This window comes from Terrimonas pollutisoli (genome assembly GCF_029360765.1).
Classification (GTDB): Bacteria; Bacteroidota; Bacteroidia; order Chitinophagales; family Chitinophagaceae; genus Terrimonas_B; species Terrimonas_B pollutisoli.
In genome coordinates this window covers 1-15,830 of the sequence record NZ_JARKNA010000022.1, presented here as the reverse complement: position 1 = coordinate 15,830, position 15,830 = coordinate 1, and the positions used below count along the sequence as shown (strand labels likewise).

At 41.9% G+C, this 15,830-nt stretch carries 14 protein-coding genes; 1 reads left to right on the top strand and 13 read right to left on the bottom strand.

Annotated elements, in window-relative coordinates:
* Positions 1 to 107 precede the first annotated feature (107 nt).
* Both lolA1 and P2W73_RS23295 read right to left on the bottom strand, forming a co-directional pair.
* Positions 108 to 755 (bottom strand): outer membrane lipoprotein periplasmic chaperone LolA1, encoded by a 648-nt coding sequence (gene lolA1 / locus P2W73_RS23300; RefSeq protein WP_276504507.1) that lies wholly within the window; start codon positions 753 to 755, stop codon positions 108 to 110.
* A gap of 119 nt (positions 756 to 874) precedes the next feature.
* Complete coding sequence (locus tag P2W73_RS23295) at positions 875 to 3,529, bottom strand: FtsK/SpoIIIE family DNA translocase (RefSeq protein WP_276504506.1); 2,655 nt, start codon at positions 3,527 to 3,529, stop codon at positions 875 to 877.
* Between the two features lie 136 nt (positions 3,530 to 3,665).
* Between P2W73_RS23295 and P2W73_RS23290 the strand changes: the two genes are divergently transcribed.
* Entirely contained in the window at positions 3,666 to 5,597 is a 1,932-nt protein-coding gene (locus P2W73_RS23290) for a sensor histidine kinase (RefSeq protein WP_276504505.1), read from the top strand.
* Here the strand turns inward: P2W73_RS23290 and P2W73_RS23285 are convergent.
* The 11 genes from P2W73_RS23285 to P2W73_RS23235 all read right to left on the bottom strand — a co-directional run bounded on the left by P2W73_RS23285 (position 5,592) and on the right by P2W73_RS23235 (position 15,651).
* Entirely contained in the window at positions 5,592 to 5,984 is a 393-nt protein-coding gene (locus tag P2W73_RS23285; protein ID WP_276504504.1) for a DUF423 domain-containing protein, read from the bottom strand. The two genes, P2W73_RS23290 and P2W73_RS23285, sit on opposite strands and share 6 nt — an antisense overlap.
* Positions 5,977 to 6,483, bottom strand: coding sequence for a shikimate kinase (locus tag P2W73_RS23280; protein WP_276504503.1), 507 nt, complete (start codon positions 6,481 to 6,483; stop codon positions 5,977 to 5,979). The genes P2W73_RS23285 and P2W73_RS23280 overlap by 8 nt, the downstream gene beginning before the upstream one ends.
* Positions 6,484 to 6,707: 224 nt before the next feature.
* Positions 6,708 to 7,892 carry an acyl-CoA dehydrogenase family protein gene (locus P2W73_RS23275; RefSeq protein ID WP_276504502.1) on the bottom strand — a complete coding sequence of 395 codons (1,185 nt, stop codon included), beginning with the start codon at positions 7,890 to 7,892 and terminating at the stop codon, positions 6,708 to 6,710.
* Positions 7,893 to 8,052: 160 nt separating this feature from the next.
* A complete protein-coding gene (locus tag P2W73_RS23270) occupies positions 8,053 to 8,598 on the bottom strand; it encodes a hypothetical protein (protein WP_276504501.1) in 546 nt (181 codons plus the stop codon).
* 147 nt (positions 8,599 to 8,745) lie between these two features.
* The gene (gene pyrF / locus P2W73_RS23265; protein WP_276504500.1) at positions 8,746 to 9,594 is read right to left on the bottom strand and encodes an orotidine-5'-phosphate decarboxylase; all 849 of its coding nucleotides are present in this window, start codon (positions 9,592 to 9,594) and stop codon (positions 8,746 to 8,748) included.
* An 81-nt stretch (positions 9,595 to 9,675) separates the two neighbouring features.
* The gene (locus P2W73_RS23260) at positions 9,676 to 11,040 is read right to left on the bottom strand and encodes an FAD-dependent oxidoreductase (RefSeq protein ID WP_276504499.1); all 1,365 of its coding nucleotides are present in this window, start codon (positions 11,038 to 11,040) and stop codon (positions 9,676 to 9,678) included.
* 68 nt (positions 11,041 to 11,108) lie between these two features.
* On the bottom strand, positions 11,109 to 12,389 hold the full coding sequence (kynU, locus tag P2W73_RS23255; RefSeq protein WP_276504498.1) for a kynureninase: 1,281 nt from the start codon (positions 12,387 to 12,389) through the stop codon (positions 11,109 to 11,111).
* A gap of 34 nt (positions 12,390 to 12,423) precedes the next feature.
* Positions 12,424 to 12,837 carry a RidA family protein gene (locus P2W73_RS23250; RefSeq protein ID WP_276504497.1) on the bottom strand — a complete coding sequence of 138 codons (414 nt, stop codon included), beginning with the start codon at positions 12,835 to 12,837 and terminating at the stop codon, positions 12,424 to 12,426.
* Positions 12,838 to 12,899: 62 nt separating this feature from the next.
* Positions 12,900 to 14,282 (bottom strand): aldehyde dehydrogenase, encoded by a 1,383-nt coding sequence (locus P2W73_RS23245; protein ID WP_276504570.1) that lies wholly within the window; start codon positions 14,280 to 14,282, stop codon positions 12,900 to 12,902.
* Positions 14,283 to 14,400: 118 nt separating this feature from the next.
* Positions 14,401 to 14,778 carry a four helix bundle protein gene (locus P2W73_RS23240; protein WP_276504496.1) on the bottom strand — a complete coding sequence of 126 codons (378 nt, stop codon included), beginning with the start codon at positions 14,776 to 14,778 and terminating at the stop codon, positions 14,401 to 14,403.
* Positions 14,779 to 14,865: 87 nt separating this feature from the next.
* Entirely contained in the window at positions 14,866 to 15,651 is a 786-nt protein-coding gene (locus tag P2W73_RS23235; protein ID WP_276504495.1) for an SDR family oxidoreductase, read from the bottom strand.
* Positions 15,652 to 15,830: the final 179 nt, after the last annotated feature.

The window sequence follows — 15,830 nt, the reverse complement described above, 5'->3', positions numbered from 1 at the left end:
TTTTTTATACTGTTTTTTACCAAATTGTCAGATGCGCTTTGTAAATGATAACTTTTTCAAATTTCCTCATAGTCCATTTAGATCCACCCAAATCATGGTTCAGACGACTATCTTAAATCCACTACTTCCACACCAGGATACTTACTCTTATCAAACACAAACTGGTTGTCTGCTATCGGAGCATTTGTTTTCATAGTGCTTACGGTGTACGTATACCGGTTACCGCCATTCTCCAGCACTTTAGTGCTATAGATTGTTTTTGCTGCTTTGTCTACCTGCAGGTACACTTTATGAAAAGCCTTGCTTTTATCAGTAGGCGTCATCTCAATTTCCTGCAACGTTTTGCTACCAACTTTTTTCTCACCGTTTAAGAGATAAAGAAAATCTTTATCATAAAAGTTAGTGAACAGCTTTTGCGGGGTCAGGGTACTGCCTGAAGCATCTATATTATTAATGGTTACTTCGTTACTGTTTTTATCATAATTCCACACCGTTTTACCGTCGCTGAAAATATCCTGGCCCCCAAAACTTACTTTGTATTTATTTCCTTTCATCCACACGGTTCCGTTTTTGTTAGAAAGAGCTTTACCGGTGGCATTTTCTACCTTGTAAACAAATCCCGCCTGCACGGATGAAAAGGTTTTGAATTTAGCACTCACTGCATCCAGCACCTGCTTGGCTGCAGGATCATTTTTTTGGGCAATGACAACTGAACTGCTGATCAATAAAACCATGGCTATGTATAACTTCCGCATGATTGTTAATTTTAAATTAAAGAATACTTTGTTTTCAAAGGGGTGCAAAAATAAGTAATTACGTCTATAGACTGGCAATGACCGTACCGGGTTGCAAAGGGTGAATTTTTCTTAACAGGTTAATAACCTAATGTATCTAAATGTTGCTGAAGATCCATTTCGGTTTTGATCAGTACTTCTCTTGCTTTACTTCCCTGGTTGGCTCCTACTATACCGGCTGCTTCGAGCTGATCCATTAAACGACCAGCCCGGTTATAACCCAGTTTCATCCGGCGTTGCAATAGTGAAGTAGAACCAACTTGATTTTGAACAATAAGGCGGGCTGCATCTTCAAATAAAGAATCCCGGTCGGAAAGGTCAAACTCTTTACCCTCCAGGTCTTTTTCGTCAATATATTCCGGCAACAGGAATGCTTGTGGATAACCTTCCTGGTAGCCGATAAAGTCGGCAATTTTATCCACCTCAGGTGTATCGACAAATGCACACTGCAGACGAACAATTTCACCATTATAACTGATCAGCATATCGCCTTTACCAATCAACTGTTCGGCTCCACCCGCATCTAAAATTGTCCGACTGTCGATCTTACTACTCACTTTAAAAGCGATACGTGCCGGGAAGTTAGCTTTGATGGTACCGGTGATGATATTTACCGATGGTCTTTGTGTGGCGATGATCAAATGTATTCCTACAGCACGGGCCAGCTGGGCAAGCCTGGCTATCGGCATTTCTACTTCTTTACCCGCTGTCATGATCAGGTCAGCGAATTCATCCACCACTAAAACAATAAACGGTAAAAATTGGTGACCCTTCTGCGGATTTAGCTTTCTTGCAATGAACTTGGTGTTATATTCTTTGATATTACGGCAACCGGCTTCCTTCAACAGGTCATAGCGATTATCCATTTCAATACACAAAGCATTCAGCGTATTGATCACTTTTTTTGTATCGGTGATAATAGCATCTTCTTCGTTGGGAAGCTTGGCCAAAAAATGATTGGAAATTGTGCTATACACACTCAGCTCTACTTTTTTCGGATCCACCAGCACAAACTTCAACTGGGATGGATGTTTGCAATACAACAGCGAAACCAGAATAGCATTCAATCCAACCGATTTACCCTGGCCGGTAGCACCTGCCATCAGCAAGTGGGGCATACTTGCCAGGTCAACGATAAAGTTTTCGTTATTGATTTTTTTACCAATGGCGATCGGCAACGAGAAATTATTTTGCTTGAATTTATCAGAGTCAAGCAGTGTCCGCATACTTACAATGGTCTTCTTAGCATTTGGCACTTCAATACCAATCGTTCCTTTACCAGGTATCGGTGCAATGATACGTATGCCCAACGCAGCAAGGCTCAGTGCTATGTCATCTTCCAGGTTTTTGATACGGGATATCCGAACGCCGGCAGCAGGAACTATTTCATATAAAGTAACAGTAGGGCCTACTGTGGCACTGATCTTTTGAATTTCGATAGCATAATTTCGAAGAGTAGCGATGATCTGGTTCTTGTTATTCTCCAATTCTGCAGGATCCTGTATTATTTTTTCACTGCCATGTGTTTCGAGCAAGTCAAGGCTCGGGTACTTATAATTCTTTAGATCCAATGTAGGTTCATATGGAGCCAGTTTTTCGGGCTCAGCTTCTATCACGTCTTCCTCTTCTAGTGCTGGTTGAGGATCTGTATTTATTTCAAGCTCCAGGTTACTGACCGGTATTTCCTTTTTAGGTTTTTGCGATGGTGGCGGGACGTCGAAGTCTTTTTTCAATTCCTGGACGGGTTCCGTCGGATAATCTTCATACTTGTGCAGGATATCCGACACCATTTCTTTCTCAATTAGCTGATCATCCATCAGGAGGTCCTCACCTGCATCGTCTTTTTCAACCATCTGCATTTCATGTTTGCCAAGGCTGTCGTTGATGGTGAGGTCAAGCATACCGGCATTATTCTTCAAGCTATTGCCTTTTTGGTCCGATGCCGTTGCTTCCGCATACTTGTCATTGATGGTTTTTGCGCCGGGTATCACCGGTATTTCTTCTTCCTCTCCTTCCTCTTTCAGATTTTCAATCACCTCATCTGCAATCGTAACCGGCTTTTGTTTGCGTATCGGCACATTAAAACTTGGATTGAATTGCCAGATGATATAGGCAAAGGCAACAACGAACAGCAAAGCTGCCGTACCGAAATTGCCGAAAATTCCAATCAGCCAATTGCTGATAAGGTTACCCACACCGCCACCAAAACGAAACTCGCTATTGGATAAAATAAATGCCAGGGAAACTGATAGCACCAATAAACCAATGGTTACATATTTAAGGTTGCGCCAAATGGAAAATACTTTGCGGTTTACCAACAGGTTGGTACCTACTACAAAAAAGAAAGTACCGATGAGTAGCGAGGCAACACCGAACCCCTTATAAATAAAAAAATGCGAAACAATGGCGCCGAGGCGTCCCAGCAGGTTGGAGACTTTAATATCATTATTGAACAAAAGGCCATCCCTGAAAACTTTGTCCTGGTCCTCTTTCCACGTAAAAAAATAAGAGATAAAAGCAATGAAAAGGAAAATGGCGATTAATAAGAAAACGGCGCCGGTGATTTTCCAGGTCCGTTCGTCGCGGGCAAGCTCTTTCCAGTCAATTTTTTCTTCTGTATCCGGTTTAAAAGGTTTTGCCTCAGCTTTCTTCGGGTCGGCTTTCACTTTTTTGGCGGTGGTCTTTTTCTGCTTATTGGCCATGGCGGCAAAGATAATGTAGTTTGCAATTTTCATCGGGCCATGAAAGCGATGCGAATGTTTCCTTTAGCCCATTGGATAACGATAAATAATAATCAAAATTACCTGAAAGTGGTAGCTGTTAAACTATTAAAACAAATCATCAAGCATTAAATTTGACTATTCTTTACCAATGAACTGCAATATGGGCAACTATCGGTTTTTTCCAATATTCTTTTTATTACTACTTGTGGAAAACCTGGTTGCCCAACCCGGACCTGTCATAAACCCGGACACGGCTCAAATTCCATATATCGATATCAGTAAAATAACGCTATCGCAGGAAATAGCAGCGAAAATTGAATTCACTTATATCGATCCCACTAAAACAGTAGCAGAGGAATATAGCCAACTCGCCTTTAGCCGTATGACACGAAAAGACAGGTTTGTTCCTGAAAGCAACGTCACCAAAAAGGCGATCCTGCGGTTCAAAATTTCCAACACCTCAGATACGACGCATTCCTGCTGGTTTTTTCCATGGCTCTATTTTTGGGATATACAATTGTACCGATTGGTGGGAAACCAGTTACAAAGACTCCCTTCTATTCTTCCCGAAAAGCCAAAAGAGATCAGTTACCGCCTCATCACTCTCCCGGCCCATGACTCTGCCACGCTGATTATTGAATTAACACCTGTCAGAACTCACCTGAACGTCCTCCGGCCAAGCCTCATGAGCCCTGAATTTTTGAGCTCCTATGTGAAAGCCCTTGACGCCACCCAAATGGAGTCAAAGATCATCACTTATCTTTTCTGCGGCCTGCTGATGATGATGATCTTGTTTTCGCTGGCTACTTATTCACAGGGCGGCAACCAGGAGTTTCTTTATTATTCCGGTTATGCTTTCTTCCTGGGATTGATGCTTTTTATAAAGGCGATTCACAGCTATCATACCAGCTGGTTTAGTTTTTTCCAGGAGACCTATCTTGATCTTATCATGCAAAATACGGGCATCCTGATGTACATGCTGTTTATGCAGAAATTCCTTGCTACACGTACACGTCACCCCTTTCTCCACAAGATTTATAATGTAGGCATTTTGCTGCTGGTCGTTTCCACCTTGCTTTATACTTACGTGCACTACTTCACCTATAATTTCCCGTTGGAAAATAAAATTGAAAATACTACCAAGCTGCTGCTACTGGCCATGATAGTAATCTTTCTTGTCTACTCTACCCGGCATTGGCAGGACAAGTTGCTGGTCTACCTGTTTTGGGGTAATCTCTTCCTCCTGTTGTTCTCACTTTTCTCTCTGCTAATGTTAACAGGCAATATTGTCCCCAGAAATCTGCCCGCCATTTTCGGATCTTCTTTGTTCTATTATGAAATTGGGCTATTGCTGGAACTGATATTCTTTTTGCTGGGTCTTAATCACAAAAACAAACGCCGGCTGATTGCGCAGACAAGAGAAAGAGAGCAATTGAAAGCTAAGAACCAGCTCAATGAATATGAAAAAGAAATTGCCATCTACAAAGCACAGCAACAGGAAAGGGAACGCATTTCCGCAGATATGCATGACGAACTGGGGTCGGGCATGACAGCCATCAGGCTGATGAGTGAAATAGCCCGCAATAAGATGAAAGAAAATACCCCAATTGAAATTGAAAAAATATCCACCTCGGCGGATGAAGTACTCAATAAAATGAATGCGATTATCTGGAGTATGAATAGTGGCAATGACACGATTGACAACCTTGTTTCTTATATCCGGTCTTATGCGATTGAATATTTTGAAAACACTCCTATCATTTGCAAGATCTCAACCCCGGATCAAATAGAACCTACCGAACTTACCGGCGATAAGCGGCGCAATCTCTTTCTGTGCGTCAAAGAAACACTGAACAATGTGTTGAAGCATTCCAGGGCTTCGGAATTAAAAATTGATTTCACCATTGACAGGGACTTAATCATCCGGATAATGGACAATGGCATTGGTATCGACCTGCAAAAGATCAGGCAATTTGGAAATGGATTGAAGAATATTGCGAAAAGGATGGAAAGCATCGGTGGTTCTTACCAGATTGAAAATACTGTAGGCACAACTACGATCTTAACGCTACCACTATAGACTGCTTTTCATTACACCCACAAATAATAAGACCCAGCCAACAATGAAGAACAGGCCGCCAAAGGGTGTGATGATACCTAGTCCTTCCAATCCTACTTTGCCTGTTGCCTTTAAAATTGTAAGCAGGTAGAGTGATCCTGAAAAAAGCAGCATGCCTATACCGAAACAGGCGCCTGCCCATGTCATGAACTTATTGGGGAATCGTTCAAAAGCAATGCCCACGGCGATCAGCGCCAGGGCATGATACATCTGGTATTGCACTCCTGTTTGAAATGTATTGACGGTTTCAGGAGGCACGATCTTTTTTAAACCATGTGCGCCGAAAGCGCCAAGAGCCACTGCTACACCTCCCAATAAAGCACCAACCGATAAAAATAATTTATGCATGAAAAACTTTTTCAATAAACTTATCTAATGTAATATTCTCGTCATCTATAATGGTATCGGCTTGTTCGTAATAGATCCGGCGATCCGCATATTTTTTTTTAATAAACGACATCATCTGGTCATCCGATAATGCCTTCAACAAGGGCCGTTGTTCTTTCTCTTTTAATAAACGTTTGAATAGCGTATCGCAGGATGTATTGAGCCAAACCGTAGTGCCGGAGCGGTTCATATATTCAATATTGTTATAGTAGCAAGGGGCGCCTCCGCCGCATGACATCACAAAAGTCGCATGACTTTCGGTAATAATATGCAAGACCTCTTTTTCTTTTTGCCGGAAATATTCTTCGCCGTTTTGCCCGAAAATGTCATTAATAGATTTATTCTCGGCATTCACTACTTGTTCATCGAGATCAAAAAAAGGCAAACCGAGTTTCTGGCTCAATAGCCGTCCCCAGTGTGTTTTGCCCGAACCCATAAAGCCGATAAGAAATATCTTCATGCCCCTATCCCCTAAAGGGGTATTTTGAAACACTCCGATAAAATCGGAGCATTATGATAAAAGCTGATTAAAACTACTGTTGTTGAAGTGTGCGACGCAAGGGACGATGCCATGAAAAACGAAAGCTTGGCTACACCCAATCAACTACAACTTTAAAGAACTTACAAAAACAAAAGCGGGTACTACAACCTAAGTTCCCTCTTTAGGGAGACAGGGGGTCTTTCTTACTTAAACGCATTGATCCCCGTCACATCCATTCCTGTTATCAACAAGTGAATATCGTGTGTTCCCTCATAGGTGATCACACTTTCAAGATTCATCATATGGCGCATCACGGAATACTCGCCGGTGATCCCCATAGCACCGAGCATTTGTCTTGCATCCCGGCATATATCCGCGGCGACCTCGCAGCCATTTCTTTTTGCCATACTTACCTGTTGTGGTGTTGCCTTTTCTTCATTCATCAATACGCCAAGCCGCCAGTTTAATAACTGCGCCTTGGTGATTTCGGTAATCATCTCCGCCAGTTTTTTTTGCTGCAATTGAAACCCGCCAATTGGTTTATCAAACTGCACCCGTTCTTTTGAATAGCGCAATGCCGTGTCGTAGCAATCCATGGCGGCGCCGATCACACCCCAGGCTATTCCATAACGGGCTTTTGTCAAACAGCCCAGCGGCCCCTTTAATCCCTTTATACCAGGAAAAATATTTTCCTTCGGCACTTTCACATTATCAAAAACCAATTCACCGGTGGCACTGGCCCGCAAACTCCATTTTCCATGAGTAGTCGGTGTAGTAAATCCTTCCATGCCTCTTTCAACAATCAAACCCCTGATCACATTCTCCTCATCCCTTGCCCACACCACGGCTACCTGTGAAAAAGGCGCATTGCTGATCCACATCTTAGCGCCATTCAAAATAACATGATCACCGGCATCCTTTATATTGGTCAGCATACTGGATGGATCGCTCCCATGATTGGGCTCTGTCAATCCAAAACAGCCCAGCCATTCACCGCTTGCCAGTTTGGGTAAATATTTTTTGCGTTGCTCTTCGCTTCCATAGGCATATATAGGAAACATCACCAATGATCCCTGCACAGATGCGGTGGAACGAATACCGCTATCTCCACGTTCCAATTCCTGCATCATCAATCCGTAGCTGATATAATCCAAACCGCCGCCGCCATACTCTACCGGTATGGTAGGCCCGAAGCAACCGAGATCACCCAACTGCTTTACAATTTGTTGAGGAAATTCAGCTTTTTGCGCATAATCCTCAATAACCGGAGAAATCTCTTTCTTCACATATCCACGAACGGCTTCACGGACATGTTTATGTTCTTCGGTAAGCAAGTCATCTATATTAAAATAATCCGGGCTTTGAAAAAGATCTGTACGGGCAGCCATAGAGCAATCATTTTATTTGGCGCAAAGTTAAGGGTTTGGGCCTGCCTTAGAAAGACGGCAAATCGGCATTGCACTTTTCCATCAATTTTCAATTAAAGTAGCACAGTCTCAACAGGGGTATCCAGTGGCACTCTCTCAAATGTTTTATCAGCTAAGAAAATTACCATATTACTCCATCTTTACTAAACTGAATTACAACAAGTGAGTCTGCATCATTTTTTAAAACAATTTCCCGCCCCTGGTACAATGTCTGGGTTGTATCTCCGCAATATTGCTGACGAGTTATTGGCGAATATGTAAACTGGCCATTGGGTTTGTAAGCACTTTTTTTGCGACTATACCAAAACTGGCAATAATTACAATCAACTTTAACCGCGGTTGAAGTGAAATTGAAACATTTTCGTAAGTGAGCCATTTTAGTTTCAGTTGCTTTTATCATATAACTGCTGTCGATAAACCAACAATATTCCTCTCCTTCTGCTTTATAATAAAAGCAATTAGTAAGGCTTGTGGTAAGATAGATACCGCATGTGTGGTTATTGACGCATTCCAAAAGCTCCGCTTCTGTCTTGTCACAAACAATACCCATGTCATTACCCACGCCATCTATAATTTGCCAGCAATATTTTGTGCCTGATTCTTTTTTACAGGTAAAATTGAACAAACAGAAAATCAATAAAAGAGTCATTGATACAAAAAGCCGCATGAATAACAATTTGGAAATTACTTGTGATTCGAAAATATAAAAAAGATATAGTAGCCCCAAATGGACAATTGAACCGAAAAATCCAATTCCAGATTTACAATTTTCTGTAGTTATGGGGCGTCAGTGCGTGTAGACTCCAGAAAGAATTTAAAATCGCAAATAACCTTTCATTTCTCTTTGATAACCTTCTGCAACACTTCGTGCTCTTTCCCCAAAATCTTTCTCATCCGACGCATAAATAACAGCCCGGCTGGCATTTACCAACAAACCGCAATCTTTATTCATTGCTTTTTCAGAAATATCTTTTAAACTTCCGCCTTGCGCACCTACACCTGGCACCAAATAAAAATGATCGGGTGTAAGTTTTCTTATGTTGATAAATTCATCGGCTTGCGTGGCGCCTACCACAAACATTAAACTGTCAGGCGAGCCCCAGGCCGAAACTGTTTTTAATACTTTTTCATATAACAACTCGCCGCCTTGGTTCGTGCCTGCCTGGCCGGTGGGCAGGTCCTCACGAACCAATCGTTTTAATTCAAAATCCTTTGCACCAGCATTCGAAGTAAGTCCTAATACGATTGCCCATTTACCGGGATATTGCAAAAAAGGTTTTACACTATCCTCACCCATATATGGCGCTACTGTCACGGAATCAAATGGCAGCGTTTCAAAAAAAGCTTTGGCATACTGATCAGATGTGTTTCCAATATCACCTCTTTTTGCATCGGCAATTTTAAAATGCTCATCACCGATATAATGGACCGTTTTCTCCATTGCCTCCCATCCTTTCAAACCCCATGCTTCATAAAAAGCGGTATTGATCTTGTAGGCCACGCACAAGTCCCTTGTCGCATCAATGATGGCTTTATTAAATTCAAAAATTGGATCTGCTGCAGCTAAAAGGTGCTTAGGAATTTTTGTGATATCTGTATCCAACCCCACACAGAGATAAGACTTCGTTTGCCGGATCTGTCCAATTAATTGCTGTCTTGTCATGGCTGCGAAGGTAAGGGAGAACGCAGATTTTTAGGATGGTGATGAGCAATTATGATTTACGCGTAATCTTAATAATCATGATTATCTGCCTTCCAGTTTTTGTAAAACCAGGTTTTCGATTTCTGAAGATTGCCACTTAGCTTCAATTCCAGGTATTGCCATTACCTCCTGCATAATTGCTTCCTGTCGCATTGAATTTTGAAAGGCATCGCTATATCTTATCTGCGGACTGAAAGTTACTTGTGAATACGCCGGGATCCATTTATCGGGATATTTTTCGTGCAGCCTTGCTTCGATCTTTTTTTGTAATAAAAAAAGGGGATCCGCAACTCTATCCCGCATCTCAATAAAATTGTTCAACGCCAGCTCAGCAATAGCATCTCCATCAGGCTTTCGCAGTTGCTGGTATTCTTTTAAAATAGTGGTCCAATCATCCTCGTATTTTTCTATTAATTGATTCAATACCGAGCAATCTTCGAAACCGCAATTCATTCCCTGCCCGAAAAAAGGAACAATGGCATGGGCCGCATCACCAATCAGCGCAAATTTATCTTCTCTTATCCAGGGAAAGCATTTCACGGTGACGAGTGAAGAGGGAGGATTATTAAAAAAATCATCTTCCAGCGTTGGCATCAACGGGACCGCATCAGCAAATGTTGTTGCAAAAAAAGCTTTCACTTTTTCCTTTGTATTTAGCGACCCGAACGAAGGCTCTCCTTCAAATGGAAAGAATAAAGTGCAGGTGAAACTTCCATCGCTGTTAGGTAAAGCAATCAACATATAGTTACCCCTCGGCCAGATATGCAAGGCATTTTTTTCGAGTTGGAAAGTCCCATTGCTGCCCGCTGGTATCGTCAATTCTTTATAGCCAAAATCAATGTAATGCTGCTGGTATTGAAACCTGTCCTGCTGCAACTGATGCTGTAATCTTGTTGCTGAATAAGCACCATCAGCACCGAACAGCAGGTCAAAGTTGACAGTTGACACTGAGCCTGCCGACGTGTGGCCGTTTACAGTTTCTTCAAAAGTTATTTTCTTTTTTTCCCAATCGATATCCGTGCATTTATGATTGAAGATAATTTTCACATTATGTTCTTCTGCAAAATCCATCAATTTCTTATTCAACTCTGCCCGTGATACCGAGTTGATAAACTGTCCTTGTTTCCCGTATGGCTGATAAGCGGCTTTACCATCTGCATTATGAATGTATCGCCCATGCATCGGGATAGCGATCTCCCGGATAGACTCCATAATTCCCACTTCTTCCAATGCCCTGATACCCCTATCGCTTAGTGCTAAATTGATAGAACGACCTGCAGACATTTTTTCTTTTCGCATATCCGGCCTGCGTTCATAGATGCTGACCTTATATCCTCTTTTTGACAAATAAATAGAAAGCAATGAACCGACCAAACCTGCACCAATAATAGCTACATCTTTTTTCATACCCCAACCCCTAAAGGGGCTTTTTTAGAAAATGTACAATTGCTTAACAGCATTTCCTCAAAATCCATTTAAATCCTGTCAATCGTGGTTCTCATAATCTCTCCAAACTTCCACACATCTTCAAACGTATTGTATAAGGGCACCGGCGCTATGCGAATCACATTGGGTTCCCGCCAGTCAGCGACAACACCCTTTTCAGTTAATTCGCTAAAAATTTCCTTCCCTTTCTTCAACATCAGCATGGATGACTGGCAACCTCTTTCCGTTTCCTTAGCTGGTGTGATCACTTCAATCCATTTCTCTTTTTGTTGTTTATTGATGTCGTCTAAAATAAAATGCAGGTAGCCCGAAAGAAGTTTTGCTTTAGTGATCAGCCGGTCCATACCCGCTTCGTCAAAAATAGCGAGTGAGGCTTTATGTGCCGCCATACTCAACACCGGTGCATTGCTTATCTGCCAGCCTTCAGCCGATGGAATTGGTTCAAACCCTTTTTCCATTTTAAACCTGGTGGCCTTGGTATAGCCCCACCAACCGGCAAAACGTGGCAGCTCTTTATTCGTTACATGCTTTTCATGAATATAAATACCGGACACACTCCCCGGTCCCGAGTTCAAATACTTGTAAGAACACCAGCTTGCAAAATCAACGTTCCACTCATGCAACTTAAGCTCAACATTGCCTGCCGCATGCGCCAGGTCAAATCCTGCGTAGGCGCCAGCAGCGTGTGCTGCATCAGTTATTTTTTTTATGTCGAATAGCTGGCCCGTATAATAATTAACAGCACCGAATAAAACCAATGCTGTTTCGTCTGCATGCTGCCGGATTGCGGAAAGAATATCTTCGGTGCGGATAGTATGCTCACCTTCCCGTGGACTAACTTCTATAATCGCATCAGCAGGATCGAAACCATGATAACGAACCTGTGACTCAAAAGCATATTGATCGGAAGGAAAAGCCTTTGCTTCGCAGATAATTTTGTATCGCTTTGCTGCAGGCCGGTAGAAACTTACCATCAACAAGTGAAGGTTCACGGTAAGTTGATTCATCACCACCACTTCGTTGGGTTGACAGCCTATGATCTTTGTTAGTAATGGCGGAAAAATTTCATGATAAGACAACCACGGATTTTTTGCGTGAAAGTGCCCTTCCACACCCAACTTTGCCCAATCATCCAGTTCCTGCTGAATATAAGATGAAACAGATTTAGGTTGCAACCCAAGTGAATTGCCAGTGAAGTAAATAGTATCTGTTCCGTTATGTTGTGGGATGTAAAACCGCTCCCTGAAATTCTTAAGCATGTCTTTTGCATCAAGGCTTTGCGCAAAAGCTAGTGTGTTTTCAAAATTCATACAATTCATTTCCTGGTAATCTGTAAATCCTGGTTCAGACAGTTGCAATCACTTTCAATTCAATCGCAATAGGGGTTGGCAAACTTTTTACTTCAACGGTTGTACGGCAGGCCTGCACAGAAGTAAAATAATCAGCATATATCTTATTATAAGTTGGGAAGTCTTTTTTCATATTTGTCAGGAAGACAGTTACATCAATGATCTTATTCCAACTACTACCACTAGCCTCCAAAACAGCTTTTACGTTTGCAAAGACTGAGTGACATTCTGCTTCGATATCATACTTCACAATATTTCCCTCCGCATCCAACTCCAAACCCGGAATGGAATTGTCTTTGTGATTTCTCGGCCCAATCCCGGAAAGAAAAAGGAGATTTCCCACTTTTCTCGCATGCGGGTAAGAGCCAAGTGGAGTTGATGCCTTATCGGTATGAATAATTTCTGCCATAATAATTATAAGTAATGAATTTTGATTTGACTTGAATTATTCATAATTCTTACCTCTAAATTTTATAATTGGATGCACACATTTTTCGCCTCCGTAAAAAACCGCAATGCTTCCCACCCGCCTTCCCTCCCAACACCACTATTCTTCATACCACCAAAAGGTGTCCGCAGATCACGCAGCAGCCAGCAGTTTATCCAAATGATACCGCTTTCTACCTTTGCAGCTAGCCGGTTTGCTTTGGAAATATCCTGTGTCCAGATGGTGGCAGCCAGGCCATAACTTGTTGCATTGGCCAATCGCAAAGCCTCTTCTTCCGTTTTAAATGGCTGCAACGTTACTACCGGGCCAAAGATTTCCTGTTGATTAGTTTCACATTCAGACCCCAACCCTTCGATGACGGTTGGTTCAACAAAATAACCTTCCGCACATTCACCACGAAGTTTTACCACATGCCCGCCGCAGAGTATCCTCCCACCTTCCTGCCTAGCCGTATCGATACAACGCATGATCTTTGCCAGGTGAGCTTTACTTACCACCGCTCCCTGCTTTGTATTTTCATCCATCGGATCTCCAACGATTAATTGCTTTGTCCTTTCAACAAATGTTGTCTTGAATTTTTCATAGATCGACTGCTCAACTAATATCCGGCTGCCACACAAACATATTTGTCCCTGGTTGCTAAATGAAGATTCAATGCTTGTCTTCATCATTCTTTCCCAATCGCAATCAGCAAAAATGATGTTCGGATTTTTTCCGCCGAGTTCCAGTGAAAGCTTTTTGAACTTAGGAGCGGCAAGCGATGCAATCCGTTCTCCCGTCTTTGTACTGCCAGTGAAAGAAATGGCTTTCACTTCCGGGTGTTTAACAATGGCTTCACCGGCTATGGTACCGGTGCCATGTATAATATTCAAAACGCCGTCCGGCAAACCTGCTTCTTTACAGATTCGTGAAAGAAGATAAGCTGTAACCGGTGTTATTTCGGATGGTTTGCCGATGACACAATTGCCAGCTGCTAATGCCGGGGCAATTTTCCAGGTAAATAAATACAAGGGAAGATTCCACGGAGAAATGCATGCAACAATACCTATTGGTTGTCGCAACGTATAATTAACCGCCTTGTCTTCCATACTGTGGCTATCGGTTGCAAAATGCATAATACCGGTAGCAAAAAATCTGAAATTGGCAGAAGCTCTTGGAATATCCACTTTCTTACTTAACCAAAGTGGTTTGCCGTTATCAATTGTTTCTGCCATTGCCAATGTATCGATATTGGCGTCAATCAACTCGGCTATCCTGTTCAAAATAATGAACCTTTTCTCAACAGGTGTAACGGACCATTGCGGAAATGCTTTTCTTGCCGCAGCTACGGCTTCGGTAATATCCTTCTCATTACTATCAGGTATTCTTCCAATTACTTTACCAGTCGCCGGGTTGATATTATCGATATAGTTCCTCGAAACAGGGGCATAAAATCCACCATCGATAAAATTTTCAAGATTGTATGGTATTTCTAAGTTAATCGGTTAATTAGTTTACTGGTTACTTAGTTAATCGGGATCGCCTTTACTTAGGATTATGCTTTATGGATTTAGAGACAAATTTAATATAGGCATTCAACTTGATGAGAATCATTTCAGCCTTTTGAAGTAATTCATCACACTTATCCTCTTTTACGACCTTTCTTCTTCTGCACTTTCCAAGCCACTCTTTGGTTTCCTGTATTGAACCTCTGGAATAAAAATAAAATTGCTTGCTTTCTTTGTAATAATATCTCCCGTACCCTTCAGCAATGTTGGCAGAAATGGAGTCGCCGGCCCTGACTATTTGTTTACCAATCGTATCTTTTAAAAAGAATTTCCATTCATCAACAATATTCCAGATTTCATCAGAAAATTCCTCCGCCATATTGTAGACTTCCAGCTTTTCCAAAGTATAATCCATAACAAGTGATTTATAGGAAACTAAAAAACGTTGCCAAGGAGAATTGCCTGATTAACTAATAAACCGATTAACTAATTAACCGATTAACTAAATACTTCCCGTTCTGCCGCCATCCACCGGGATGCTTACACCATTGACATACGACGCTGCCGGCGATGCCAAAAAAGCTGCTACCGATGCAATTTCAACAGACTCGCCAAATCGTTTCATGGGAACTTCATCCATCATATTTTTAGCAACAACATCTACCAATACATTTCCTTTTTTAGCGATATTATCAATCAATGTCGATAATCGTTGGGTATTGGTAAAGCCGGGCAATACATTATTGACTGTAATATTAAACTGGCCTAATTCATTTGCCATCGTTTTTGCCCATGAGGCAACGGCGCCACGAATGGTATTGGAAACACCCAAATTTCTTAAAGGAATCTTTACCGACGTAGAAATGATATTAATGATCCGGCCAAACTTTTCTTTTTTCATCGAGGGTATTACCGCCCTGGCCAGAATATGATTGCAGACAAGGTGCTGGTTAAATGTATTTACAAATGCTTCTTCTGTTGCTTCCGTGATCGGTCCGCCGGGAGGGCCACCCGTGTTGTTGATAAGAATATGCGCCGGGTATTTTTCCATGTGTGAGCCGATGATCTTTCGCAATTCGTCGGGTTGTGTAAAGTCTGCTACAAGGTAATTGTGTTGCTGACGCAAGGCAATGTCCAAACTTTGAACAGCGGATTTCAATGCTTCTTCATTTCTTGCGATTAATGTACAATTGGCGCCCATCAATGCAAGTTCTTCAGCAATAGCCAAACCGATACCCTGGGTACTGCCACAAACAATCGCATATTTGCCTTCCAATGACAGATTCATAAAGTCAAACCTACGGTAAAAAGTTGTAATTTTTCGCCGTGACGAAACGCTGTTAATTAACCCAAGTTGCTAGTTATAGAGAAAAAGGGATGAGCATCAATAAAAGATAATTTTGAGTTACCACACACAAAACTCAATTATCGATGCTCAACGAGGATAAAATTATAAGGATTTACTGT

Excerpts from the sequence above, each read along its gene's own strand:
- lolA1 (WP_276504507.1), bottom strand. The coding sequence starts at position 755 with ATGCGGAAGTTATACATAGCCATGGTTTTATTGATCAGCAGTTCAGTT.
- P2W73_RS23295 (WP_276504506.1), bottom strand. The coding sequence starts at position 3,529 with ATGAAAATTGCAAACTACATTATCTTTGCCGCCATGGCCAATAAGCAG.
- P2W73_RS23290 (WP_276504505.1), top strand. The coding sequence starts at position 3,666 with ATGAACTGCAATATGGGCAACTATCGGTTTTTTCCAATATTCTTTTTA.
- P2W73_RS23285 (WP_276504504.1), bottom strand. The coding sequence starts at position 5,984 with ATGCATAAATTATTTTTATCGGTTGGTGCTTTATTGGGAGGTGTAGCA.
- P2W73_RS23280 (WP_276504503.1), bottom strand. The coding sequence starts at position 6,483 with ATGAAGATATTTCTTATCGGCTTTATGGGTTCGGGCAAAACACACTGG.
- P2W73_RS23275 (WP_276504502.1), bottom strand. The coding sequence starts at position 7,892 with ATGGCTGCCCGTACAGATCTTTTTCAAAGCCCGGATTATTTTAATATA.
- P2W73_RS23270 (WP_276504501.1), bottom strand. The coding sequence starts at position 8,598 with ATGCGGCTTTTTGTATCAATGACTCTTTTATTGATTTTCTGTTTGTTC.
- pyrF (WP_276504500.1), bottom strand. The coding sequence starts at position 9,594 with ATGACAAGACAGCAATTAATTGGACAGATCCGGCAAACGAAGTCTTAT.
- P2W73_RS23260 (WP_276504499.1), bottom strand. The coding sequence starts at position 11,040 with ATGAAAAAAGATGTAGCTATTATTGGTGCAGGTTTGGTCGGTTCATTG.
- kynU (WP_276504498.1), bottom strand. The coding sequence starts at position 12,389 with ATGAATTTTGAAAACACACTAGCTTTTGCGCAAAGCCTTGATGCAAAA.
- P2W73_RS23250 (WP_276504497.1), bottom strand. The coding sequence starts at position 12,837 with ATGGCAGAAATTATTCATACCGATAAGGCATCAACTCCACTTGGCTCT.
- P2W73_RS23240 (WP_276504496.1), bottom strand. The coding sequence starts at position 14,778 with ATGGATTATACTTTGGAAAAGCTGGAAGTCTACAATATGGCGGAGGAA.
- P2W73_RS23235 (WP_276504495.1), bottom strand. The coding sequence starts at position 15,651 with ATGAATCTGTCATTGGAAGGCAAATATGCGATTGTTTGTGGCAGTACC.